The 22,156-nt window shown below is 70.7% G+C and carries 22 protein-coding genes; 5 read left to right on the top strand and 17 right to left on the bottom strand.

Features of this window, described 5'->3' with window-relative positions; all coding sequences use genetic code 11:
• Positions 1–7: 7 nt before the first annotated feature.
• From J3S20_RS03045 to J3S20_RS03080, 8 genes are all read right to left on the bottom strand, one after another.
• A complete protein-coding gene (locus J3S20_RS03045; RefSeq protein WP_216834486.1) occupies positions 8–778 on the bottom strand; it encodes an enoyl-CoA hydratase/isomerase family protein in 771 nt (256 codons plus the stop codon).
• Complete coding sequence (locus J3S20_RS03050; protein ID WP_216834489.1) at positions 775–1,752, bottom strand: Bug family tripartite tricarboxylate transporter substrate binding protein; 978 nt, start codon at positions 1,750–1,752, stop codon at positions 775–777. The genes J3S20_RS03045 and J3S20_RS03050 overlap by 4 nt, the downstream gene beginning before the upstream one ends.
• Complete coding sequence (locus J3S20_RS03055) at positions 1,749–2,714, bottom strand: Bug family tripartite tricarboxylate transporter substrate binding protein (protein WP_216834491.1); 966 nt, start codon at positions 2,712–2,714, stop codon at positions 1,749–1,751. Before J3S20_RS03055 ends, J3S20_RS03050 begins: the two co-directional genes overlap by 4 nt.
• A 5-nt stretch (positions 2,715–2,719) precedes the next feature.
• Positions 2,720–3,694 (bottom strand): Bug family tripartite tricarboxylate transporter substrate binding protein, encoded by a 975-nt coding sequence (locus tag J3S20_RS03060; RefSeq protein WP_216834492.1) that lies wholly within the window; start codon positions 3,692–3,694, stop codon positions 2,720–2,722.
• 69 nt (positions 3,695–3,763) lie between these two features.
• Positions 3,764–4,360 carry a carboxymuconolactone decarboxylase family protein gene (locus tag J3S20_RS03065; RefSeq protein WP_216834494.1) on the bottom strand — a complete coding sequence of 199 codons (597 nt, stop codon included), beginning with the start codon at positions 4,358–4,360 and terminating at the stop codon, positions 3,764–3,766.
• Complete coding sequence (locus tag J3S20_RS03070) at positions 4,357–5,559, bottom strand: CaiB/BaiF CoA transferase family protein (protein WP_456305687.1); 1,203 nt, start codon at positions 5,557–5,559, stop codon at positions 4,357–4,359. Before J3S20_RS03070 ends, J3S20_RS03065 begins: the two co-directional genes overlap by 4 nt.
• A complete protein-coding gene (locus J3S20_RS03075; protein ID WP_216834496.1) occupies positions 5,559–6,158 on the bottom strand; it encodes a glutathione S-transferase family protein in 600 nt (199 codons plus the stop codon). Before J3S20_RS03075 ends, J3S20_RS03070 begins: the two co-directional genes overlap by 1 nt.
• A gap of 257 nt (positions 6,159–6,415) precedes the next feature.
• On the bottom strand, positions 6,416–7,354 hold the full coding sequence (locus J3S20_RS03080; RefSeq protein WP_216834498.1) for an NAD(P)-dependent oxidoreductase: 939 nt from the start codon (positions 7,352–7,354) through the stop codon (positions 6,416–6,418).
• 146 nt (positions 7,355–7,500) lie between these two features.
• On the opposite strand from J3S20_RS03080, the gene J3S20_RS03085 reads away from it, so the two are divergent.
• Both J3S20_RS03085 and J3S20_RS03090 read left to right on the top strand, forming a co-directional pair.
• Positions 7,501–8,403 (top strand): fumarate hydratase, encoded by a 903-nt coding sequence (locus tag J3S20_RS03085; protein ID WP_216834500.1) that lies wholly within the window; start codon positions 7,501–7,503, stop codon positions 8,401–8,403.
• Positions 8,400–9,026, top strand: coding sequence for a fumarate hydratase C-terminal domain-containing protein (locus J3S20_RS03090; RefSeq protein ID WP_216834502.1), 627 nt, complete (start codon positions 8,400–8,402; stop codon positions 9,024–9,026). Before J3S20_RS03085 ends, J3S20_RS03090 begins: the two co-directional genes overlap by 4 nt.
• Here J3S20_RS03090 and J3S20_RS03095 read toward each other — a convergent pair whose 3' ends face one another.
• On the bottom strand, positions 9,027–10,019 hold the full coding sequence (locus J3S20_RS03095; protein WP_216834504.1) for a Bug family tripartite tricarboxylate transporter substrate binding protein: 993 nt from the start codon (positions 10,017–10,019) through the stop codon (positions 9,027–9,029).
• A 64-nt stretch (positions 10,020–10,083) separates the two neighbouring features.
• Positions 10,084–11,367, bottom strand: a complete 1,284-nt coding sequence (locus tag J3S20_RS03100) for a M24 family metallopeptidase (RefSeq protein ID WP_216834506.1) — start codon at positions 11,365–11,367, stop codon at positions 10,084–10,086.
• Between the two features lie 51 nt (positions 11,368–11,418).
• Between J3S20_RS03100 and J3S20_RS03105 the strand changes: the two genes are divergently transcribed.
• The 3 genes from J3S20_RS03105 to J3S20_RS03115 are packed head-to-tail and all read left to right on the top strand — an operon-like array spanning position 11,419 to position 14,211.
• The gene (locus J3S20_RS03105; protein WP_216834507.1) at positions 11,419–12,429 is read left to right on the top strand and encodes a TRAP transporter substrate-binding protein; all 1,011 of its coding nucleotides are present in this window, start codon (positions 11,419–11,421) and stop codon (positions 12,427–12,429) included.
• Between the two features lies 1 nt (position 12,430).
• Positions 12,431–12,925, top strand: a complete 495-nt coding sequence (locus J3S20_RS03110) for a TRAP transporter small permease (RefSeq protein ID WP_216834510.1) — start codon at positions 12,431–12,433, stop codon at positions 12,923–12,925.
• Entirely contained in the window at positions 12,922–14,211 is a 1,290-nt protein-coding gene (locus tag J3S20_RS03115; protein WP_216834512.1) for a TRAP transporter large permease, read from the top strand. Before J3S20_RS03110 ends, J3S20_RS03115 begins: the two co-directional genes overlap by 4 nt.
• Before the next feature lie 3 nt (positions 14,212–14,214).
• Here the strand turns inward: J3S20_RS03115 and J3S20_RS03120 are convergent, their stop codons facing one another.
• The 7 genes from J3S20_RS03120 to J3S20_RS03150 all read right to left on the bottom strand — a co-directional run bounded on the left by J3S20_RS03120 (position 14,215) and on the right by J3S20_RS03150 (position 22,018).
• Positions 14,215–15,825, bottom strand: coding sequence for an FAD-dependent oxidoreductase (locus tag J3S20_RS03120; RefSeq protein WP_216834514.1), 1,611 nt, complete (start codon positions 15,823–15,825; stop codon positions 14,215–14,217).
• A 3-nt stretch (positions 15,826–15,828) separates the two neighbouring features.
• A complete protein-coding gene (locus tag J3S20_RS03125; RefSeq protein ID WP_216834516.1) occupies positions 15,829–16,806 on the bottom strand; it encodes a Bug family tripartite tricarboxylate transporter substrate binding protein in 978 nt (325 codons plus the stop codon).
• Positions 16,807–16,820: 14 nt separating this feature from the next.
• Complete coding sequence (locus J3S20_RS03130) at positions 16,821–18,095, bottom strand: FAD-dependent oxidoreductase (protein ID WP_216834518.1); 1,275 nt, start codon at positions 18,093–18,095, stop codon at positions 16,821–16,823.
• Positions 18,096–18,145: 50 nt separating this feature from the next.
• Complete coding sequence (locus tag J3S20_RS03135; RefSeq protein ID WP_216834520.1) at positions 18,146–18,694, bottom strand: demethoxyubiquinone hydroxylase family protein; 549 nt, start codon at positions 18,692–18,694, stop codon at positions 18,146–18,148.
• 44 nt (positions 18,695–18,738) lie between these two features.
• Positions 18,739–19,866 carry a DNA polymerase III subunit beta gene (gene dnaN, locus J3S20_RS03140; protein ID WP_216834522.1) on the bottom strand — a complete coding sequence of 376 codons (1,128 nt, stop codon included), beginning with the start codon at positions 19,864–19,866 and terminating at the stop codon, positions 18,739–18,741.
• A gap of 113 nt (positions 19,867–19,979) precedes the next feature.
• Positions 19,980–21,032 carry an agmatinase gene (gene speB, locus J3S20_RS03145; protein ID WP_216834524.1) on the bottom strand — a complete coding sequence of 351 codons (1,053 nt, stop codon included), beginning with the start codon at positions 21,030–21,032 and terminating at the stop codon, positions 19,980–19,982.
• A gap of 182 nt (positions 21,033–21,214) precedes the next feature.
• The gene (locus J3S20_RS03150) at positions 21,215–22,018 is read right to left on the bottom strand and encodes a gamma-glutamyl-gamma-aminobutyrate hydrolase family protein (protein ID WP_216834526.1); all 804 of its coding nucleotides are present in this window, start codon (positions 22,016–22,018) and stop codon (positions 21,215–21,217) included.
• Positions 22,019–22,156: the final 138 nt, after the last annotated feature.

Below are 22,156 nucleotides of genomic sequence, written 5' to 3' on the forward strand. Positions count from 1 at the left end.
CTTCTCCTCAGCGCCCCTTGAAGACAGGCTTGCGCTTCTCCGCGAAGGCGCGCAGCGCCTCCTGCGTATCCTCGGTCGAGGCCAGCGCCACGGTCTGCGACTGCTCGTAGCGATAGCCCTCATGCAGCGGCAGGTCCTCGGTCACCTGGAAACTCCGCTTCGCCGCCCGCACCGCCAGCGGCACCTTTTGGGCGATCTCCGCGGCGATGCCTTGGGCCGCTTCCACTACCTTCTCGCGCGGCACGCAGACGGAAGCCGCGTTCATCCGGTACAGCTCCGGCCCGGTGATGCGGCGCGCGGTATAGATCATCAGCCGCGCATCGGATTCACCGAGGTGCCGGCGGACATGCTTCACGCCACCGGCCAGGCCCACATCGACCTCGGTCATGGACAAAAAGGATTCCTCGGCGACGACCAGGATGTCGCAGCACAGCGCCAGCACGCAGCCGGCACCGATGGCCGCGCCATTCACCGCGGCGATCACCGGCTTCTCGCATTCCAGCACGCAGTCGAAGCCCGCGCGCACCAGGCGGTTGTGGCGCGGGAAGGCGCCGGGCGCGCTGCGATCCGGCCGATCCTTCAGATCCGCCCCGGCGGAAAACGTCTTGCCCGCGCCGGTCAGCACGATCGCGCGCACATCGTCCCGGTCGTGGAGCTCGTCGAAGATCCGGACAATCTCCTCCCGGAAGGCGCCGTTCTGCGCATTCACCGGGGCGCGATCGATGGTCACCGTCGCGACGAAATCCGCCACGTCCAGGCGCAAAGTCGAAAAGCTCATTCCACGCGTATCCCTGCCGCCTCGATCACCTGTTTCCACCGCGCGCTTTCCGCGCGGATCGTCGCGGCCAGCGCCTCGGGCGAGGAGGGTGTCGCCTCCTCGCCCAGCTCCTCCATCCGCGCCAGATAGTCCGGGCGGCGCAGGATGCCGACGATCACCTCGTTCAGCCGCGCCACCACCGGCGCGGGCGTGCCGCCGGTCGCGGCGATGTAGTTGAAGGGCGCGGCATCGAAGCCCGCCAGCGTCTCTGCAATCGCCGGGATTTCCGGCGCCAGCTTGGACCGCTCCGGCGTGGTGACGCCCAGCGCCCGCAGCCGCCCGTCGCGCGCCTGCGGCAGAAGGACGGAGAGCGTGTCCAGCGCCATGGAGACGGTGCCCCCCAGCAGGTCCGTCATCGCCGCGGAGGTGCCGCGATAGGGCACATGGGTGATGTCGATCTGCGCCATGTATTTCAGCAGCTCCCCCGCCAGGTGCGAGGAGGAGCCGACGCCGGAGGAGGCGAAGGTCAGCGTGCCCGGCCGCGCCTTGGCCAGCGCGATCAGCTCCGCCAGGTTGCGCGCGGGGACAGAGGGATGCACCACCAGCAGGTTCGGCGCGCGCTTGTAGCCGGAGACCGGCGCGAAATCCTTGATCGGGTCATAGGGCACGCTGCGCATCAGATGCGGGCTGATGATCTGCGGCGCCGGCGTGCCGTAGAGCAGCGTATGCCCATCCGCCGCGGCGCGTGCCACCGCCTGCGCGCCGATGGTCGCCGCCCCGCCCGGGCGGTTTTCCACCACCACGGGCTGGCCCAGCGGCCCGGCCATGGCCTCCGCCAGCTGGCGGGCGGAGGCGTCGGCGGAACCGCCGGCCGCATAGGGCACGATCATCCGCAGCGGACGGTTCGGGAAGGCCTGGGCCCTGGCGGCAGGGCCGAGGAAGGGCGTGGCCAGGCCGGCGGCGAGCGCGGCGCGACGGGTGATGGCGGGGCTCATTGCAGCCGGATCCCGCCGCGCTCGATCACCGGGCCCCAGCGATCATGCTCCGCCCGCACCATGGCCTCCAGCGCCTGCGGCGTGCCGCCCAGCTTCTCGATGCCCAGGATCTCGAAGCGGCTGGTCAGCGCCGGCGAATCCAGGATCTCGTTCAGCACCGTGTTCAGCCGCGCGATGATCTCGGGCGGCGTGCCCGCCGGGGCCAGCAGGTAGTTGAAGCTGGCATCGTGGAAGCCCGGCAGGGTGCGGCCGATCGGCGGCAGTTCGGGCGCGGCGGCCGCCGGGTCCGCCGTGCTGACGCCCAAAGCCTTCATGCGGCCATCGCGCACCAGCGGCAGCAAGGTCGCGATATTGTCCATCATGAAGTCGACGCGCCCGGCCATCACATCCTGCGTCGCCGGCGCGGTGCCGCGGAACGGGATGTGCAGCATCTCCAGCCCCGCCATCTGCCCGAACATGGCCGCGGCCAGGTGGCCAGAGGAGGCGACGCCGGCGCTGGCATAGGTCAGCCCATCCGGCTTCGACTTGCCGAGCGCGATCAGCCCCGCCACGTCCTGCGCCGGGAAGTCCGGCCGCACCACCAGCAGTTTCGGCGCCCGCAGGATGGCGATGACGGGCGTAAAATCCTTCTGCGGATCGTAGGGCAGGCTGCGCATCAGATGCGGGTTCAGGATCTGCACATTCGGCGTGGCGTAGAGCAGCGTCAGCCCATCCGGCGCCGAGCGTGCCACCGCCTGCGCGCCTATGGTGGTGCCGCCGCCGGGGCGGTTGTCGATGGTCACCGTCTGGCCCAGCGCCGTGCCCAGCGGTTCCGCCAGCAGCCGGCCCACCGTATCCGCCGCGCCGCCGGGGGCGAAGGGCACCACCAGGCGCATCGACCGGGTGGGCGCCCATCCTTGCGCGTGGGCCGCCGAAGCAAAACCCAGCGCGGCGCCGGCGAGCAGAAGGGAACGTCGCTGCATGGCGCTCAATCCAGCTTGATGTTGTTGGCGCGCACGACCTCGCCCCAGGTGGTGGAGGTCTGCCGGATGAAGTTCGCGAAATCCTCGGGATTGCTGCCCACGATGCGCCCGCCCTGGGCGATCAGCGCGTCCCGCGTTTGCGTGTCCCGCAGCGCCGCCTGCGCGGCCTCGGCCAGGATGCGCAGCCGGTCCGCCGGGATGCCGGATGGGCCGAGCAGCCCGTACCAGGTCTCGCTGACCATGCCCGGCACGCCGGCCTCGATGGCGGTGGGCAGGTTGGGCAGGATGCCGAGCCGCTGCTCCGCCGTCACCGCCAAGGCAGGCACGGAACCGCCCTGCACATGCGGCAGCAGCGCCGGCACATCGGCCGCCAGCATCTGGATACGGCCGGCCAGCAGGTCCGTCACCGCCGGCGCGGCGCCGCGATAGGGGATATGCACGATGTCGATGCCGGCTCGGATCTTCAGCAATTCGCCGGCCATGTGCAGGGACGAGCCGACGCCGGCGGAGCCGAAGGACAGCGCGCCCGGCCGCGCCTTGGCCATGGCCACCAGCTCCGCCAGGTTTTTCGGGCCGAGGTTCGGCGCGATGGCGATGATCTGCGGCACCGCCAGCACCTGGGTGATCGGCGCCAGGTCCTTCTGCGGGTCGTAGGGCATGCTGGCCTGCAGATGTGGCAGGATGACGATGGCGCCCGAGCTCGCCATGACGATGGTATGCCCATCCGGCCGCGCCTTGGCCGCCGCATCCACGCCGATGGCGCCGCCGGCGCCGGCACGGGCTTCCACCACGATCGGCTTGCCGAGGCGTTCCGACATCACCCGCGCCGTGACGCGCGCGATCAGATCCGCGGGGCCGCCGGCGGCGAAGGGCACGATCATGCGGATCGGCTGGTCGGGGAAGGTTTGCGCCCGCGCCAGGCGCGGCGCGGCCAGCGGCAAGGCGAGGGCACCGATTGCGGCGCGGCGGGTGATGTTCATTTTCTTCGTTTCCTCCATGTCGATTGTCCCGGCGTCAGTCGTGGCGCGCCGGGTGTCTTGGGGGCCTGGTCACGCCGCGGCCTCCGGCAGGGTGAACAGGCCGCGCTCCGGCGCCGTCAGCGGCGGCACCTCGCCATCGGGCAGCGGGATGCCGTGGGCGTTCAGGGTCATGGAGACCATGGTGTAGTAGCCCACCAGCGCCGTCAGCTCGACCACGCCGCGCACGCCAAAGGCCTCGACGCCGGCGGCGTAGATCGCATCCGGCACGCGGCCTTCCTGCTGCAGCGCGCGGGCGAATTCATAGACGAGCTTTTCGTCCGCTTTGTCGAAGACCGGCGGCCGGCCCTCGCGCATCGCATCCAGGATTGCGGGCGAAATGCCGTTCTGCTCGGCGGTGCGCGCATGCACGAACCACTCTACCTGCGCGCTCCAGCGGCGGCCCGTCACGCAGATGGCGAGTTCGGACAGGCGCTTCGGCAGGCTGGTGGAGAAGCGCAGGGATTCGCCCAGCGCGGACCAGCGCCCGGCGAGCTCCGCATTGTGGATCGCGGCCCGCAGCGGGCCGATGACCTGGCCGCGCGGGCCGGAGACCACCTTGTCCCAGACTTCGCGCTGCGCCGCGTCGAGCTCCTCGCGACCGGGGAGGGGAATGCGGGGCTTCGTCATGTCACGCCACTTTCGGCCAGGGCCGCACGCGCGGCGTCATCCAAACCCAGTTCCGCCAGAACCTCCGCCGTATGCTGGCCGAGCAGCGGGGGCGGGCGGTTGAATTCGAGCGGGGCATCCTGCAGGCGGATCGGGCTGACCACCTGCGGCACTTCGCCATGCGGATGCGGCAGTTTGCGCAGCATCTTGCGGTGCACCACCTGCGGATCCGCAAAGACATCCGGCACGGTGTTGATGGGACCGCAGGGCACGCCGGCCGCGTCCAGCAGCGCGGTGAGATCGCTGCGGGTGAATTCGGCAAAACGCTCGGTCAGCAGCGGCGTCAGCAGGGATTCGTTCTTCACGCGATCCGCATTGCGGATGAAGCGCGCATCCTTGGCCCAGTCCGGCCGCCCGATCGCCTCGCACAACTTTGCGAATTGCCCGTCATTGCCGACGGCCAGCACGATGAACCCGTCCGACACCGGAAAGACATCCTGCGGCTGGATATTCGGATGCCGATTGCCCGCCCGCTGCGGCACGCGGCCACCGACAAAATGGTTCATCGCCTGGTTGGCCAGGAAGGCGGCCTGCACGTCCAGCATGGCGAGGTCGATCGTTTCCCCCTGCCCGGTCTCCGCCCGCCGCGCCACGGCGGCCAGGATGGCGACGGTGGCGTACATGCCGGTCATCAGGTCGACGATGGGCACGCCCACTTTCTGCGGCGGCGTTTCCGGCGCGCCTGTCACGCTCATCAGCCCGCCCATGGCCTGGATCATGAAGTCATAGGCCGCCTGGTCGGCGCGCGGTCCGTCCTGGCCGAAGCCGGTGACGGAACAGCAGATCAGGCTCGGCTTCAGGGCGCGGAGCGTCGCGGCATCCAGCCCGTATTTGGCCAGCGCGCCGGCCTTGAAATTCTCCACCACGATATCGGCGGTTTGCGCGATCTGCCGCACCACCGCCTGGCCCTCGGGCTTGGTGATATCGATGGTAACGGAACGCTTGCCGCGATTCACGGCGAGGAAATAGCCGGCTTCCTTCGTCGGATTGCCCGCTGAGTCCTTCAGGAAGGGCGGGCCCCAGGCGCGCGTGTCGTCGCCCACGCCCGGGCGCTCGATCTTGATCACGTCGGCGCCGAGATCGGCCAGGATCTGCGTGGACCAGGGCGCCGCCATGATGCGGCCGAGGTCGAGGACCCGCAGATGCGAGAGCGGGCCCATCAGCCCTCCGTCACCAGCGTGGCCTGCATCGAGGGCCGCTTCTCGAATTCCGCATGAAAGGCGGCGAAGCGCGGGCAGTTCGCGCGCCAGTCGAGATCGGCGAAACGGAAGTCGAGGTAGCTGCCGAGCACCGCGAAGGTGAATTGCGCCAGCCCGCGCGGCACGCTGTCGATCTCCGCCTCCACCGCGGCCAGCGCCGCCTTGGTCTTCACCGCGAAGGCATCCATCATCGGCTGCAGCGGCTGCGCGCGGTCCCGCTCGTTCCGCCAGAGGATCAGCAGGTCGAGGAAGCCGGTGCCCAGCGCATGGCGGCGGAGTTCGAGAAAGCGCGCCGGGCCTTCCGCCGGGATCAGCCGCGGGCCGCCATGCAGCGTGTCGAGATACTCGCAGATGACATAGCTGTCGTAGAGCACGCTGCCATCCTCGAGCCGCAGCGTCGGGATCTTGCTCAGCGGGTTTTCCGTCATCAGCCCCGCATGCGGCGCCAGCATGGCGACCGGCGTGCGGGTGGTGGTGATGCGGTCGGCCAGGCCGGTCTCATGCGCGAAGATCATCACCTTGCGCACGAAGGGCGAGCGCGGCGACCAGTGCAGCAGCATGGACAATTTGTTTCCTCCGAAACGGCTCAGAGCCCGTTTGAGAATGCCGGCGGCTGAGGGCCCGCAGGCGATTTTTTGTCCCTGCCAGGCGCCGGATGCGGCCGATGCTGGTTGCATCGGCAAATCCGGCGTCGTGCGAGCAGCGCGCCCTAGGCGCGACGCAGGGGCGGAAAAGCGCCGCGGGACCGACCCGCCGGTGTTCTCAAACGGTCTCTTAGGTCACTCCTATGACCTTAAGCCGGTTCGGCGCGCCAAGTCTATCCCCGGGTGGCGTCGTGATGCGGCCGGCCGGCCTGGAAGGCGCCGATGCCCTCCACGATCATCCGCACGATATCGACCCGGGTCTCGCGGGTGAGGGAGGCGTAGTGCGGCGCCACCACCATGTTCGGCGCCGCCAGCATCGCCGGGTCGGGCACCGGCTCGGACTGGAACACATCGGTGCCGGCGCCGCGGATGGTGCCGTCGCGCAGCGCCGCCACCAGCGCCGCCTCATCCACCACCGAGCCGCGGGCGATATTGATTAGGAAGCCCGCCGCCCCGAGTTTCTGGAGGATCCCGGCATTCACGATGCCCGCCGTCTCCGCCCCGCCGGGGCAGCACATCACCAGCACGTCGGATTTTTCGGCGAGCTCGGCGAGGCTCGGCACATAGCCCCAGGGCGCCTCCGGCTTCGGCCGCGGCCCGGACCACAGCACCTTCATGCCGATGCCCTGCGCGCGGCGGGCCACGGCGGCGCCGATGCGGCCGAGCCCGAAGATGCCGCAGGTCTTGCCGAAGAGCCGCGTGCCGCTCTCCGGCCGCCCCTTGGTCCAGGCGCCGGAGCGCACGAAGGCATCCGCATAGACCACCCGCCGGGCGATGCCGTAGAGCAGGGCAATGGCGTAGTCCGCCGTATCCTCGGTCAGCACATCCGGCGTGTTCAGCACCGCGCAGCCCGCGGCACGCGCCGCATCCAGGTCGATCCGGTCCAGACCCGTGCCGGTGCTGGCCAGCAGCTTCATGCCCTGGATGCGGGAAAACATCGCGGCATCGCAGCCCGCCATGGCGCTGGTCACGCCGATCCGAAAGCCGGTCACCGGCCCCGGCGGCTGGCTGGACAGATCCACCAGCCGATGGCCATCCGCCTCCAGCGCCTGCCGCAGGTCCGCGGGCACCGCGGTCATGACCAGAAGGGATTCGCCTTGGGTGGCTTGCATGGGACGTGTCCTATGGGGCTTGGAACCGGTTCGCCGTGCAAGCGCACGGCAAACCGACACCAAGCGTGTTGTTGATCGCATTTTCCGAGTCGTCGGGCGTTCCCGCCCGACTTGAAAATGCTTAGGATACCAGAAAGGCCAGAGTAATGACCTTTTTGGGGAAGGAAAGCCTGTCCGCCATGCCGATCACCCAGGAGGCCGTGAAGACTCTCTCGGCCCAGCTCTATGACTGGTCGCTGCGCCGCGTCCCCGATGACACCAAGGACGCCCTGCGCCGCGCCCGCGCCACGGAAACGCATGAGGGGGCGCAGCGGGTGCTGGAGATCATGCTGGGCAGCGCCATGCGCGCCGAGCAGACCGACCGCTTCGTCTGCTCCGATGCCGGCGTGCCGGTATTTCGCGTGACCCTCGGCGCCAATGCGCGCTGGGAGGGCGACCTGAAGGCCGCCATCGTCGAGGGCTTCGACGAGCTCGTCGGCCGCATCCAGCCGCCGCTGCTGAAGCATGTGACGAACCCGCTGACCAACGAACGGGGCTACAAGGGCAAGGACATGCCCCTGGTGACCTGGGAGATGGAATCCGGCGTTGACTGGATCGAGATCGCCTGCCAGCCCAAGGCGCTCGGCTCCGGCCGCTGGGCCCAGGCGGAAACCTTCAGCTTCCCGAGCCTGGCGGATATCGAAGCCTATGTGATGAGGGCGGTGATGACCGCGGGCTCGCAGCACTGCCCGCCCGTCATCATCGGCGTCGGCATCGGCGGCAGTTTCGATGTCGCCGCGAAGATCGCCAGCAAGGCCACCTATCGCCCCATCGGCAGCGTGAACCCGGAGCCGGTGCTGGCGGCGATGGAGGAACGCCTGCTGCGCGCAGTGAACGCCACCGGTTTCGGCCCAATGGGCACCGGCGGCGACACCACCGCGCTCGCCGTGCATGTCGATTACAGCGCGGGCCATGGCTACACGCCCGTCGCCGTCTGCTTCAACTGCTGGATCAACCGCCGTACCCGCGCGCGCATCCACGCGGATGGCAGCGTGGAGCGCATGGAATGAACCTGCTCGATTATCGCCGCGTCACCATGCCGCTGTCGCGCGAGGATGCGCGCAGCCTGCGCGCCGGCGACATGGTGCTGCTGGATGGCGAGATCACCATCACCGCCGGCCTGCCGACGCATCACCGCATCCTGAAATGCATGGAGGATGGCGTCGACCCGCCCATCCCGCTGCAGGGCCAGTCCCTGCTGCATCTCGGCAGCTACAGCCAGGACACGGCCGATGGCGGGCTGGAGGTGCTGTACATGAACCCCACCACCAGCACCCGCTTCAACCCGCTGATGCCCCGCCTCATCCGCCACTTCGGCCTGACCGCGGTGGGCGGCAAGGGCGGGCTGGACGCCGCCTGCCGGGAGGCGATGGCCGAGGTCGGCTGCGTCTATTTCTCCTTCCTCGGCGGCGGCGCGCCGCTGCATTCCTCGGCCATCACTGCGGTGAAGGCGGTGGCCTGGAACGACCTGGTGGCGCATTACCGCCTGGTGCGGCTGGCCGTCAGCGGCCTCGGCCCCGTCACCGTCGGCATCGACGCCCATGGCAACAGCCTGTTCGAGACGCTGTCGCAGCAGGCCACGGACCGGATGCCGGAAATCCTGGCGCAGCTCGACCGCGACCGCGCCGGGTGATCACCCGGCGCTGGTGATATTGGCCTCCCGCACCACCTCGCCCCAGCGCGCGCTATCGGCCCGCAGCAGGGCGTCCAGCTCCTGCGGGGTGGAGGATTGCGCATCGGCGCCGGCCGCGGCCAGGCGGTCGCGCGTCGCGGGATCGGCCAGCGCCTGCTGCGTGGCAGCGCTCAGGCGCTGCAGGATCGCCTCCGGCGTGCCGCGCGGCGCGAAGACCGCGCCCCAGGTCCCGGCCTCGTAGCCATCGATACCGGCTTCCTGCATCGTCGGCACGCCCGGCAGCAGCGGGTGGCGCGCCGCCGCGCACAGCGCCAGCGCGCGCAGCTGCCCGGCGCGGATCTGCGGCAGGCAGCTCGGCAGGCTGTCGAACATGGCGTCGATGCGTCCGGCCAGCAGATCCGCGAGGGCAGGGGCAGAGCCGCGATAGGGCACATGGGTCAGCTGCACGCCGGCGCGCAGGTTGAACAGGGCGCCGGCCAGATGCAGCGTGCTGCCGGTGCCGCCGGAGCCCCAATGCAGCTCCCTCGTCCGGGCCAGGGACACGAACTCGGCGACGCTGGCCGCCGGCAGCCCCGGCCGCACCACCAGCGCCTGCTCGATCCGGAAGGCCAGGCTGACCGGCGCCAGGTCGCGCAGCGGGTCGAAGGGCAGGCCGGGATAAAGGAAGCGGTTCACCGCCACCGGCCCGTTGGAGGAGAGCAGCAGCGAGTAGCCATCGGCCAGGGACCGCACCACATTCTCGATGCCGACATTGCCGCCGGCGCCGCCGCGATTGTCCACCGCCATGGGCTGGCCCAGCAGCTCGCTCATCTTCGTCGCATAGATCCGCGCCACCACATCGGTGCCGCCGCCGGCCGCGAAGGGCACCACCAGGCGGATAGGGCGCGTGGGCCAGGCGGGTTGCGCCAGGGCGGAGGGGGCCAGGGCGGGGGAAGCGAGCCCCGCCGCCCCTGCGGCCAGCAGCCTGCGTCGGCCAGCCGGAAACGCTGTCATGCTGCCTGCCCCTGTGCCCATTGAATACAGGGTTGCACCGGATGACCCTGGCGTGAAGTCCGGATCAGGGAAGTTCCACCAGGGCGTGCGGCAGCCCGCCCCCGGCCAGGGTCTCCGCCCCCGACCCGGTCACCAGCAGCATATCCTCCACGATGAAGCCGCCGAGGCCGTCCAGGTACCAGGGCAGTTCGAAGGCCATCACCATGCCCGGCTCCAGCACCACCTCGCTATCCGCCGCCGTATAGGGATATTCCTCCGACCAGATGGAGGCGCCGAGGCCATGGCCGAAATGGCCGCGCGCATAGCTGGGGAAGCCGGCGGCGTGCATGGCGCCGAGGCAGGCGGCGTGGATCTCGCGCAGTGCGGCGCCGGGGCGGAACAGCGCGCGGCCGATCTCGAAGGCGTTCCGTAGCGCCGCGTGGATCTCGCGCGCCGCCGGGTGCGGCGGGCCGCAGGCGAAGGTGCGGGCGAGGTCGGCCGAATAGCCGCCGACCACGGCGCCGACATCCACCTTCACCACATCGCCGCGCGCGATGCCGCCGGGGCTGGACCAGGGGGAGGCGCCGAAGCCGATATACTCCCAGGCCGTCACCGCCGGCGTACCGCGCCGCTGCGCCACCTGCCGGACGAGTTCGCCGAAACGCTGGCCCAGCGCCGCCCGCGTCGCGCCTTCGCGCAACTCCGGCAGCAGGCTGAGCAGCGCAGTCTCCGTGATGAGCCCGGCCTCCCGCAGCAGGGCGATTTCGGCGGGCGATTTGTGGGCGCGCAGCCGTTCCACCATCGGCGAGGCATCGGTGATGCGCGCGGGTGCGACGGCCGCCTCCAGCGCCGGCAGGTCGGCCGCCGGCACGGCGGAAAGCTCCACCCCCAGACGGGACTGGGAAAGACCCTGGTCGGAGAGCAGGGCGCGCAGGGCGGCCAGGCCCGCCGCGCGGTCGAAGGTGGCGGGGCGCGCGAAATGTGGGGGGCGCTGCGCCGTCGCGCGGGCAACCAGCGTGGCGGCATCCTCCGCCGTGCCTAGGAAGGGGCGCAGGTCGGCAGTTTCCGGCCAGGTGACGTGGCGGTGCAGCGGCGCGCAGCCCGCCGCCTCGGCCGCGCCGGCAAAAAGGTCGCTGACCACCGCGCCCACTGGCCGCGTGGGGTCCGCCGGCACCACGGCGATCGCCGCCCCCAGCCGCCGCCAGTTTGCCGCGACGCCGGCCGGCGCGCCGGTGGCCCAGCCAAAGCTTTCGGGCGCGGCCAGCACCAGCGCATCCAGCCCCGTTGCCTGCATCAGTCGCGCGGCACGGTCCCTGTCGATATGTCCTGCCATGGTTGCAATGGGCAGCGCCGGATGGATGATTGTCAATCTCCACCTCCGCCTCCTATCGTCCGCGGCAATCTGGCGGGAGTGGCGAAGATGCGGAAATGGATGCTGGGCGCGATGGCCGCCCTGCTGGGCCTGGCCGGCACGGCGCGGGCGCAGAACGTGGAATGGCGCTTCCACAACAGCTACGCGCCGACGCGCATCGAGAGCCAGCATGTGCGAGAGCTGGCCGCGGACCTGCGCACGCGTACCAATGGCCGCTTCACCCTCAACGTGTTTGAGGGCAATGCCATGAACCTGCGCGATGCCGACATGCTGCGCACCATGCAGGGCAGCACGCCGGAGATGAGCTTCATCTGGCCGCCCTTTTTGGGCCGCGACGATGCGGCGATGTCCTCCATCCTGGTCTTCGGCCTGATCCGCAATGCGGCGGAGCTGAACCGCGTGATGCCGGCGCTGCAGGAAAGCCTGAGCCAGGGCATCCGCCGCTGGAACATCGAGCCGGTGGGCTTCATGCAGCTCGGCCTGCTGGACGCCGCCCTCTTTTGCCGCAGCCCCGTCCGCACGCTGGACGAGCTGCGCCGCGTAAAACTGCGCGTCGGATCGCGGGAGCAGGTGGAGACCTTCCGGGCGCTCGGGGTCGCCGCCCAGATCGTGCCGCAGCAGGAGCTTTATGCCGCGATGCAGACCGGCGTGGTGGATTGCGCGCTGTACCCGCCGCGCATCGTTCACACGATCAGCCTGCAGGAGGTCGCGAAGCACGCCACCAGCACCGGCTTCGCCTTCCCGCCGACGCCCTATATCATCCTGGCCAACCAGGCCCGCTTCCGCGCGCTGTCCGCCGAGAACCGCAGCGCCCTGCAGGCCGCGGTCGGCGCCATGGAACAGCGCAGCGCGCGCTTCGAGCAGGATGCGGCGGATGACGAGGCGGCGCGGGAACGCCTGCGCGGCCAAGGCGTGACCTTCCACCCCACCTTCTCCGAGGCCGAGCAGCAGGCGATCCGCACCGCCGCGATGTCCACCTGGGACACGCTGATGCGCGAGGCCGGCGGCCAGGGCCCGGCCTGGCGCACGCGCATCCAATCCGCGCTCGGCGCCAACTGAGTTGGAGGCGATCGACCGCGCGCTACTGGCGATCTCCCGCGCGCTGCTCGCCCTTTCGGCGGCGGCCTGCGCGGGCATATTGGGGCTGGTCGTGGCGGCGGTGGTGATGCGCTACGCCGTCGCCGCACCCTTCTGGTTCACCGAGGAACTTGCGGGGCTGCTGCTCTCGGCACTGGCCTTCCTGGCGCTGCCCTTCGCCATGGCGGGGAATGCCAATATCCGCGTGTCGCTGCTGACGGAGCGGCTGCCGCCGCTCGGCCGGCGCATCGCCTGGGTGCTCGGCCAGCTCATCATGGTCGCCTTCTGCGCGGTCTTCGCCTGGGAAAGCTACGGCCTGGCGGAATTCACCTGGCGGCTGTCGCTGATGAGCGAGCAGGCACGGCTGCCGCTCGGCCCCTGGGTGGCGCTGGCGCCCGCCGGCCTCGCCTTCACGGGGCTGGTCGCGGCCTGGGCGGCGCTGCGGCCACCGCCGGCGGAGAAGGCACAGCATCTGTGATCTGGACCTTTTTGCTCGGCATGGTCACGGCGACCGTGCTCTCGGGCGCCGTGCTCGGCGCGGCGCTGGGGCTGACGGGCTTCGCCATCCTGCATTTCTTCGCCGGCGGCTCCACGCGCATCGGCGTCCAGACCGTCTGGAACACGCTGAACGAGTTCACGCTGACGGCGATTCCGCTGTTCATCCTGCTCGGCGAATTGCTGGTGGCCTCCGGCCTCGCCCGCGGCGTCTATCGGGCGCTCGCGCCGATTTTTGCGAGATTGCCGGGCGGGCTGCTGCACACCAATATCGCGGTCTGCACGGTCTTCGGCGCGGTCTCCGGCAGCTCCATGTCGGTGGCCGCGGCGGTGGGGTCCGTCGCCTACCCGGAGCTGAAATCGCGCGGCTATGACCGGGCGCAGACGGTGGGCACGCTGGCGGCCGGCGGCACGCTGGGGCTGCTGATTCCGCCCTCGCTCTCCCTGCTCATCTATGGCGCGCTGACCGATACCTCCATCGGGCGGCTGTTCCTGGCGGGCCTGCTGCCGGGGCTGATGATGGCGGCGCTGTTCATGGCCTGGATCCTGGTCGCCGCCCTGCGCAACCCCGCCATCGCGCCGGCGGAAAGGCGCGTGGCGCTGGGCGAGGCGCTGCGCGGCCTGATCGGCGTGCTGCCGCTGATCGGGCTGATCGTCGCCGTGCTCGGCAGCCTCTTCGCCGGCCTGGCGACGCCCACCGAGGCCGCCGGCGTCGGCGTGGCCGCCGCGCTGCTGCTGGGCTTCACAATGGGCGAGCTGACCTGGCGCGGCTGCCTCGCCTCGCTGGTCGGCACGGTGCGCACCTTCGCCGTCATCGCCATGGTCTTCATCGGCGCCCTGGTGCTGGCCCAGGCCATCAGCCTGCTGGGCCTGCCGCAGCAATTGCTGGCGAGCGTTGCCGAATGGGGCCTGTCGCGCTGGGTGCTGCTGCTGGTCGTCGTCGCGGTCTATCTGCTGCTGGGCATGTTCTTCGACGGGCTGTCGATGATGATCATGACCCTGCCGCTGGTTTTTCCTCTATTGACCGGCGTGGGGTTCGACGCCGTGTGGCTCGGCGTGGTGGTCACGCTGATGATCGAGGTCGGCATGCTGACGCCACCCGTCGGCATGAATCTTTTTGTCCTGGTCGGCATCACCGGCGGCGAGGTGAAGCTGGGCGAGGCGGCACTGGCCGCGCTGCCCTATTGGATCGCGCTGCTGGTCGGCGTGGCGCTGCTCTGCCTCTTCCCGGGCATCGCCACCTGGCTGCCCTCCGTGGCGTTTGGCTGACCCTCACGCATTCCGCTGCGCCAGCCGCAAACCCGCCACATGGCCCCAGGCCATGTAGGGCCCGATGGTGGTGCCGGTGCCGACGCCGCGGGTGCCGAGCGGATTGGCGCTCGACGCGCCCGCCGCAAACAGCCCGGCGATGACGCTGCCATCCGGCCGCAGTACCTCCGCCTGATCGTTCGTGCGCGGCCCGCCCTTGGTGCCGAGGATCGACCGGTTGAAGGGCATCGCCAGGAACGGCCCTTTTTCGAGCGCCTCCAGCCCGCCACGGCGGCGCTTGTCACCGCTGGCGGCGGCATCGGCAGCGGAAGGGCGGCCGAAATCGCTGTCCTTCTGAGCGGCACAGGCGGCGTTGTAGCGCGCGACGGTCGCCTCCAGCGCCGCCGGGTCCAGGCCGATCTTCTGCGCCAGCTCAGCGATGCTGGCGGCGCGGTGCAGCCAGCCCGCATCGTCCTTCGCGGCCCAGCGCGCCGGCGGCAGCCGGTCCAGCAGCCGCGCATCGGCGATCACCCAGCAGGGCAGGTGGATCGGCTGGCCGGACGCATCGCGCGCATCCATCGCCTCGCCGATATTGAAGACCAGCTCGTTCACGAAGCGAACGCCATGGCGGTTCACCAGGATCGCATTCGGCTCGGTGTGGAAAGGCACCGGGCGCGCCATCAGATGCCCCTCATGCCGCACCGGCACGGCCGGCGTCAGCGTCGCCTGGTCCATATGCGCCAGCGCCGCGCCGGCGGCCTGCGCCATGCGATGGCCATCCCCCTCATTGCCCGGCGGGCTGCCGAGATAGTCCACCTTCCCCGGAAAATGCTGCGCACGCAGCGCCGCATCCCATTCGAAACCGCCGGTCGCGATTACCACGCCGCGCCGCGCCGCGATGGTCAGCCGCCGGCCGCGCTGTTCCATCTCCACGCCCATCACGCTGCCCGTCTCATCCTGCAGCAGCTCGACAGCGCGGGCCGACAGCCGAAAATCCACGCCGGCATCGAGGCAGCCGCGCAGCAGGCCGGTGATCAGCGCCGTGCCCTTGCCGCGGCTGTTCACCAGCAGCCGCCAGGCCAGCCGCGCCCACAGTTTCGCCGCCGTGCGATAGGGGTGGTGATAGAGGTCCGTCTCCACCGCCTCGTGATAGGTGAAGATTTCCGGGATGGTCGATCGCCGGATGCGAAAGGCAAAGCGCCCCGCGCGCCACCGGCTGAGCGGCAGCGGCGAGAGCATCCGTCCGCGCGGCTTGGCGCCCGGCAGGTTGCGCAGCGGATCGCCCTCCGGCGTCAGCCGAAACCGCAGCGGCGAATGCGCCTCGACGAAGCGCAGCATGGCCGGCGAGGCCGTGACCAGCCGTTGCCACAACGCGTCCTCGGTCGCTTCCCAGCCTTCGGGCGCGGCCGCGCGGATATAGGCCAGCGCCTCCTCCGGACTGTCCGCGATGCCGGCCGCTGCCGCATGGTGGTTTGCCGGAACCCAGGTGCCGGCGCCGGACATGGCGCTGGTGCCGCCGAGCCTGTCGGTCTTCTCCACCACCAGCACGCGCAGCCCCGCCACCGCCGCGGTCAGCGCCGCCGTCAGCCCCGCGGCGCCGCTGCCCAGCACCACCGCGTCATAGGTCTCGTCCACGCCCTATTGCGCCTGGATGCCGCGCGCCCGCACCACCGCGCCCCAGCGCTGATATTCCTGCGGGAACATCTCGGCGAAGGCCGCGCGGTCCCGCGTGCCGGGAATGGCGCCGAAGCCGACAATGCGCTCACGCAGCGCGGGGCTTGCGACGGCATCGCGCAGCAGCGGCACCAGGCGCTGCACCCCGGCCTCCGGCACCGTCCGCGGCGCAAACAGCGCCTGCCAGCCATCGGCCTCGATGCCCGGAAACCCCTGCTCGGCCAGGCTCGGCACATCCGGCAGCACCTCGAGCCGCGCGGAGCCCGCAATGGCCAGCGCGCGCAGCCGCCCCGCCTGGATCTGCGGCAGCACGGTGGAGAGGGTCAGAAAGCCCATCGGCACCGCGCCGTTCAGCAGGTCCGGCATCAGCACGCCCTCCCCGCGATAGACCACCGGCTCGATCCGCACCCCCGCCGCCTCGGCGAACAGCTCCGCGGTGAGGTGGGAGATGGTGCCATGGCCGCTATTCGCCGCCGCCATGCCGCCGCGGCGCGCCTCCGCCACCACATCGGCCACGCTGCGCAGCGGCGAGGTTGCGGGCACCACCAGCACGAAGGGCGTGGAGGCCACCAGCCCGAGCGGCACGAAATCCCGCACCACGTCATAGGCCAGCGGCTGCGGCTGGAGGTGCGGCACGATGGTCATGCTGACGCTGCCGAAGAGCAGCGTATGCCCGTCATTCGCCTGTGCCGCCGCCTGGGTCCCCAGGATTCCGCCCGCGCCGGCGCGGTTCTCCACCACCACGGGCTGGCCGAGCTGTGGCCCGAAAATCTCGGCCAGCATGCGGGCCAGCGCATCGGCGGGGCCGCCGGCGGCGAAGGGCACGATGATGCGGACCGGCCGCGTCGGCCAGGCATTGGCCTGCGCGAAGGCGCCGCCCGCCAGCAGCGCGCCGCCCGCCGCCAGCGCCATCCGGCGCGTGATGAGCTTCTGGTCCGTCATATCCTGTTCCCTCCTCACGGCAGATGCGCGCCGGCCTGGCGCAGCGCGTCCTGCAAGCTGGCGACGTCGATCTCCGCCGGCGCCGCATTGCCCCTGGCCGCCATCGCGGCCGCGATCCCCGCCGCCTGGCCGATCGCCATGACGATCGGCATCACCCGGATCGCCGCATGCGCCTTGTGGCTGGCGGAGATGCCGCGCCCGGCCACCAGCACATTGTCGAAGCCGCGCGGCAGCAAAGCGCGCAGCGGAATCGCATAGGCGTGGTCGGCGCCGAATCCCTCGAAGTGCAGTCCGGCGCCCTTGGCCGGATGGATGTCCATGGGATAGGCGCCCCAGGCGATGCGGTCGGCGAAGGCCTGGCCGTCGCGCAGCTCCGCCTCCTCCAGCACATGCAGGCCGTGGATGCGGCGGCTTTCGCGCACGCCCACCTGCGGCGCGAAGGCCTGGATGCGCCCCGCCGCGCAGCCCGGCACCAGGTCGCGCAGGAAGCCGGCTGCGGCGAGCGACTGGCGCCGCCCCTCCACCTCGGCGGCGGAGAGTGCCAGCGGGTCCGTCGCATCGAAGGCGAGGCGGCCGATATTGAACCAGGCATCCGCCGTACCCTCAATGCGGCTGGCATGCAGTGCGGCGCGCGCCAGCCTTCCCTCCGCGACACCCTGCTGCGCCAGCGCGGCAAGGTCCTGGGGCGGGATGGCGTCGAAGGCGGCCAGGTCGATCGGACCGAAGCGGAACATGGCGGTGGCGGGCTGCATCACCTGGCCCGGCTGCAGCGCCAGGAAGTCGGCGCCGGCCCGAGCCAGCAGGTCGAGGTCGCCGCTGGCATCGATGACCAGGCGCGGCCTCACCCGGCACACCCCCGCCTTGGTCAGCAGATCGACGCTCGTGATGGCCCGGCCCTGGCGTTCCGCGCCCAGGATCGCGGTGTGGAACAGCAGCCGCACGCCGGCCTCCGCCGCCATGGCGTCCAGCACCGGCTTCAGCAGTTCCGGGTCGTAGCAGACGCGGTCCATGCGGTGGCCGGTAGACATGGTGAAGTGGGAATGGCCGTCGCTGGCGCCAAGCGCCTGCAGCCGCGCCACCACCTCCTCCGCCAGTCCCGCCACCACGCGGCGCCCGGCCGCGGTTTCCCAGCCGACGAACTGGCCGACGGCCGCCGCGGTGGCGGCACCGCCCAGGAAGCCGAAGCGCTCCACCAGCAGCACATCCGCCCCGGCGCGGGCCGCGGCGATCGCCGCCATGGTGCCAGACATGCCGCCGCCGGCGACGAGAAGATCCGCTGAAAGCTCCATGCGGCGCTTCTACGCCGCAAGCGGACCGGCGTCAGGGGTGGCCCGCCCCGTTAAATCCGCCGGGCTGCCTGGACGGCGGCGGCGGAGCCACTGCCCACCAGCCAGGCCCAGCCGCGCAGCAGCAGGCCGGGCGGGGCATCGGCGGCTTCCCGTGCCTCATCGCGATGCTCCACCTCCTCCTCCTGGCAATGCGCCAGCAGGGCGCGGATCTCCGGAAAGATGCGCTCCGCATCCAGCCGGTCGATCTGCGCCTGGTAGTGGTGATCGACAAAAGTCTCGACGGCATCGATGGTGGCGTAGATGGCGCGGTTGCCGGCGAGCGCCGGCAGTGCCCCGGTCAACCAGCCCGCCACGCGCCAGATCGGCAGCAGCACGCTGCGCTGGCGCGGCGGCAGCAGCCCCTCCAGCAAATCCAGATGCCCCTGTTCGGTCGCCCCATGCCGCGCCGCGAATTCGCGGATCTCCGGGTCGCGGGCGAAGGCCAGGATGCCGCGATAGATCATCACGGCGCCGGTCTCCCCGGCATGGTCGGAACGCAATTCGCCGACCAGCCAGTCCGGCAGGTCGGCGTTGGCAACGGGCGCTGGCATATGGGTCATGGCCGTCCGGAGATGGTCCGGGCGGCCGTGACCGCAAGCGGTCGTCAGACGCGCATCGGCATCAGCACGTACAGCGCCTCCGGCTTCGCGCTATCCGCCACGATCGTCGGCGCGGAGCCATCGGAGAAGCGGAATTCCACCGTATCGGCGATCTGGTCGGTGATGTCGTTCAGGTAGCGCGCCTGGAAGCCGATCTCGAGCGGGCCGCTCTCATAGCTCACCACGTCGCCGTCCAGCTCCTCCTGCGCCTGGCCCAGCTCGGCGCTGGCGGCGGACAGCAGCAGGTGATTGCGATCGATGGACAGCTTCACGGGCCGCGACCGCTCGCTGCTGATCCCCGCCACGCGCCCCACGGCTTCCGCAAAATCCTTCTTCTGGACGCGCAGGATCTTGTCGTTGCCGCGCGGGATCACCCGCTCATACTCGGGGAAGGTGCCGTCGATCAGCTTGGAGGTCAGCTGCACCGCGCCCAGGGTGAAGCGGATCTTGGTGTCGGACAGGGCGACGGCGATTTCATCCGTCACTTCCTCGGCCAGCTTGCGCAGCTCGTTCACCGTCTTCCGCGGCACGATCACGCCCGGCATGCTTTCGGCGCCCTCCGGCAAGGCTTCCTCGACGCGGGCCAGGCGATGGCCGTCGGTGGCCACGGCGCGCAGCACCTTGCCGCCGCCCGATTCCGCCGCGTGGATGTAGATGCCGTTCAGGTAGTAGCGCGTCTCCTCCGTGGAGATCGCAAAGCGCGTGCTATCGATCAGCCCGCGCAGGGTGGCGGCGCCGATGGCGAAGCGGTGCGGCAGCTTGCCCTCGGTCATGGAGGGAAAATCCTCCACCGGCAGGACCGAAAGCTTCGCGTCGAAGCGGCCGGCGCGCAGCGTCATCTGCGCGTCGCCGCCGGGGTGGTCCAGCTCCAACTTGGCGCTGTCGGGCAGCTTGCGGACCAGCTCGAACAGGGTCGCGGCCGGGGCCGTGGTGCGACCGGCGCGGGCCACGGTCACGCCGGGCACATCCTCGACCACCGCGATTTCCATATCCGTCGCGGTCAGCCGCAGCCCGCCCTCCCGGGCTTCCAGCAGCACATTGGCCAGGATCGGGATGGTGTTGCGCCGCTCCACCACGCTCTGCACATGCGCGAGCGCCTTGAGCAGCACCGCCCGGTCCACCGTGAACTTCATGGCACCTGGATTCCCGATTTCTGGCGGCGACAGGCCGACCCTTACCCGCACCGCGCGGAGGGTCATTCTAACAGGCTGGAATCAGGCTTTGAAGGCCTGGACTTCCGTCCATTTTAACCGCGGAAGGAGGGGGCGCGCACCAGCAGGCAGAGGATCTGGAACATCGCCTGGGCGCCGATCTGGGCGGTGGCGGTGCCGGCATCGTATTGCGGCGCCACCTCCACCACATCGCCGCCCACCACATCCAGCCCGGCCAGGCCGCGCAGCAGTTGCAGCACCTGCAGGGGGGTCAGGCCGCCCACCTCCGGCGTGCCGGTGCCGGGCGCGAAGCCCGGGTCCACCGCATCCACGTCGAAGGAGACGTAGATGGGCCCGGTCGCCACCTTCCGCGCCAGCTCCAGCACCGCGGGGATGCCCATCTCGGCGCATTCATGCATCTGGACCAGCGTCATGCCGCTGGCGGTCGAGAATTCCCACAGATAGCCCGCGCCGCCGCGGATGCCGATCTGGATGGTGCGCTCGGGGTCCAGCACGCCCTCCAGCACCGCCTGGCGGAAGGGGCCGCCATGGTGGAAGCGGGTGCCCTCATACTCCCCGCCGGTATCGGCATGGGCGTCGATATGCACCAGGCCCAGCGGCCGCCCGGCGCCCAGCGCCTTCAGGATCGGCAGGCTGATGGAATGGTCGCCGCCGGCGGCCACCGTGCGGATGCCGGCGGTGCGCAGCGCCCGGAAATGCGCCTCGATATCCCTGTGGCAGCTCTCCAGCGAGAAGCGCGACGCCATGGGCACGTCGCCCAGATCCGCCACCCGCGCCTCTGTCAGCGGCGCCATGTGCAGGGCCGGCTCATAGGGCCCGATCCGCTCGACGCCCCGGATCGCCCGCGGGCCGAGCCGGGCGCCCGCCCGGTTGGTGACGCCGAGATCCATCGGCACGCCGACCAGCCCGATCTCGGGCGAATTCACAAAGGGGTCGGCCTGGAAGGGCGCGCCGCAGAAGGTGGCAAGCCCGGCAAAGGGCCAGGCGCGGCGGTCGCCCTGGAACTGGGTCTCGATGATCCGGCGGAACAGCGGATCCTTTGTCTCCGCGCCGGTTCCGGCGACCGTTTCCGACCCACCGGTCGCCGCGAAGCGGGCCCGCAGCGCCGCCAGCCTGGCCTCATCCATCCAACGCCTCCGCAAACGCGAAGCGCCCGGTCAGGGGGGTGACCGGGCGCCAACGCTTGAACTTCCGATCGGATTGGTCGGGCGAGCCGGCAGGGGAACCGGGCTTCGTCCGCCGGCGATAGTCGGCCGGCCCGCGCATCATAGCGCGCCGCGAGCCCCGGTTGCAAAAGACGTTTGCGGGATCAGGCCGCGGCCCGGCGGACGGCCTCCGGACGCTGCCCCGCCGCCCAGGCCGCGGTGGCGGCGCCGAAGGCGGTGAAGATGGCGCGGGACCGCGCATCCTGCTCCCAGTCGTATTCCGGGTGCCATTGCACGCCCAGCACAAAGCCCGGCGCATCGGCCACGCGCACGGCCTCGATGGTGCCATCCGGCGCCCAGGCTTCCGCCACCAGGCGCGGCGCAAGGCGGCAGACGCCCTGGTTGTGCAGGGAATTCACCGGCACCGCCTCCGCCCGGAAGGGCGCGCCTGCGGCGGTCCAGATGCGCGCCAGCTGCCCATCGGGGGTGATCCGCACCGCATGCGCCTTGCCGGTGCGCACGCCGGACAGCTTCTGGTCGGAGGGGGTGGAATGGTCGATCCGTCCCGGCAGGTCCTGGATCCGCTGGTCCAGCGACCCGCCGAGCGCCACGTTCAGCTCCTGGAAGCCGCGGCAGATGGCCAGCACGGGCAGGCCGGCGGCGATGGCGGCGCGGATCAGCGGCAGGGTGGTGGAATCCCGCTGCGGGTCTTCCGGCGTGCCCTCCGCATGAGCGGGGCCGTCATAGTGGTTGGGATGCACATTGGACCGGCTGCCGGTCAGCATCAGCCCATCCAGGCGCGGCAGGATATCCGGCACCAGCGCCTCTCCGGCCGCGGGCAGCAGCACCGGCACGGCGCCGATCGGCCCCAGCGAGACCCGGACATAGCTGTCCGAGGCGGCATGGTTCGGCGTGCCGAACAGGCCGAAGGCTTTCACACAGCAGGAGATACCGACCATTGCGCGCATTCGCGAAATTTCACGCCGCGATATGGCGGGATCAAGACAATCTTTGGCCGAAGGGATGCGCGTGGCACGCATGGCAGACCGGCCCTGCCCGTTTTGGCGCCGCCCGCCGCCCGGTTTGGCGGCGAAGCGCGCGCCGTT

The organism is Falsiroseomonas tokyonensis (assembly GCF_019024325.1).
Taxonomy (GTDB): domain Bacteria; phylum Pseudomonadota; class Alphaproteobacteria; order Acetobacterales; family Acetobacteraceae; genus Falsiroseomonas; species Falsiroseomonas tokyonensis.

Coding starts and splice junctions, on each gene's coding strand:
- J3S20_RS03060 (WP_216834492.1), bottom strand. CDS start 3,694: ATGAACATCACCCGCCGCGCCGCAATCGGTGCCCTCGCCTTGCCGCTG.
- J3S20_RS03105 (WP_216834507.1), top strand. CDS start 11,419: ATGCGGAAATGGATGCTGGGCGCGATGGCCGCCCTGCTGGGCCTGGCC.
- J3S20_RS03090 (WP_216834502.1), top strand. CDS start 8,400: ATGAACCTGCTCGATTATCGCCGCGTCACCATGCCGCTGTCGCGCGAG.
- J3S20_RS03065 (WP_216834494.1), bottom strand. CDS start 4,360: ATGACGAAGCCCCGCATTCCCCTCCCCGGTCGCGAGGAGCTCGACGCG.
- J3S20_RS03130 (WP_216834518.1), bottom strand. CDS start 18,095: ATGGAGCTTTCAGCGGATCTTCTCGTCGCCGGCGGCGGCATGTCTGGC.
- speB (WP_216834524.1), bottom strand. CDS start 21,032: ATGGATGAGGCCAGGCTGGCGGCGCTGCGGGCCCGCTTCGCGGCGACC.
- dnaN (WP_216834522.1), bottom strand. CDS start 19,866: ATGAAGTTCACGGTGGACCGGGCGGTGCTGCTCAAGGCGCTCGCGCAT.
- J3S20_RS03080 (WP_216834498.1), bottom strand. CDS start 7,354: ATGCAAGCCACCCAAGGCGAATCCCTTCTGGTCATGACCGCGGTGCCC.
- J3S20_RS03085 (WP_216834500.1), top strand. CDS start 7,501: ATGACCTTTTTGGGGAAGGAAAGCCTGTCCGCCATGCCGATCACCCAG.
- J3S20_RS03135 (WP_216834520.1), bottom strand. CDS start 18,694: ATGACCCATATGCCAGCGCCCGTTGCCAACGCCGACCTGCCGGACTGG.
- J3S20_RS03070 (WP_456305687.1), bottom strand. CDS start 5,559: ATGGGCCCGCTCTCGCATCTGCGGGTCCTCGACCTCGGCCGCATCATG.
- J3S20_RS03055 (WP_216834491.1), bottom strand. CDS start 2,714: ATGCAGCGACGTTCCCTTCTGCTCGCCGGCGCCGCGCTGGGTTTTGCT.
- J3S20_RS03075 (WP_216834496.1), bottom strand. CDS start 6,158: ATGCTGCTGCACTGGTCGCCGCGCTCGCCCTTCGTGCGCAAGGTGATG.
- J3S20_RS03125 (WP_216834516.1), bottom strand. CDS start 16,806: ATGACGGACCAGAAGCTCATCACGCGCCGGATGGCGCTGGCGGCGGGC.
- J3S20_RS03045 (WP_216834486.1), bottom strand. CDS start 778: ATGAGCTTTTCGACTTTGCGCCTGGACGTGGCGGATTTCGTCGCGACG.
- J3S20_RS03050 (WP_216834489.1), bottom strand. CDS start 1,752: ATGAGCCCCGCCATCACCCGTCGCGCCGCGCTCGCCGCCGGCCTGGCC.
- J3S20_RS03150 (WP_216834526.1), bottom strand. CDS start 22,018: ATGCGCGCAATGGTCGGTATCTCCTGCTGTGTGAAAGCCTTCGGCCTG.
- J3S20_RS03095 (WP_216834504.1), bottom strand. CDS start 10,019: ATGACAGCGTTTCCGGCTGGCCGACGCAGGCTGCTGGCCGCAGGGGCG.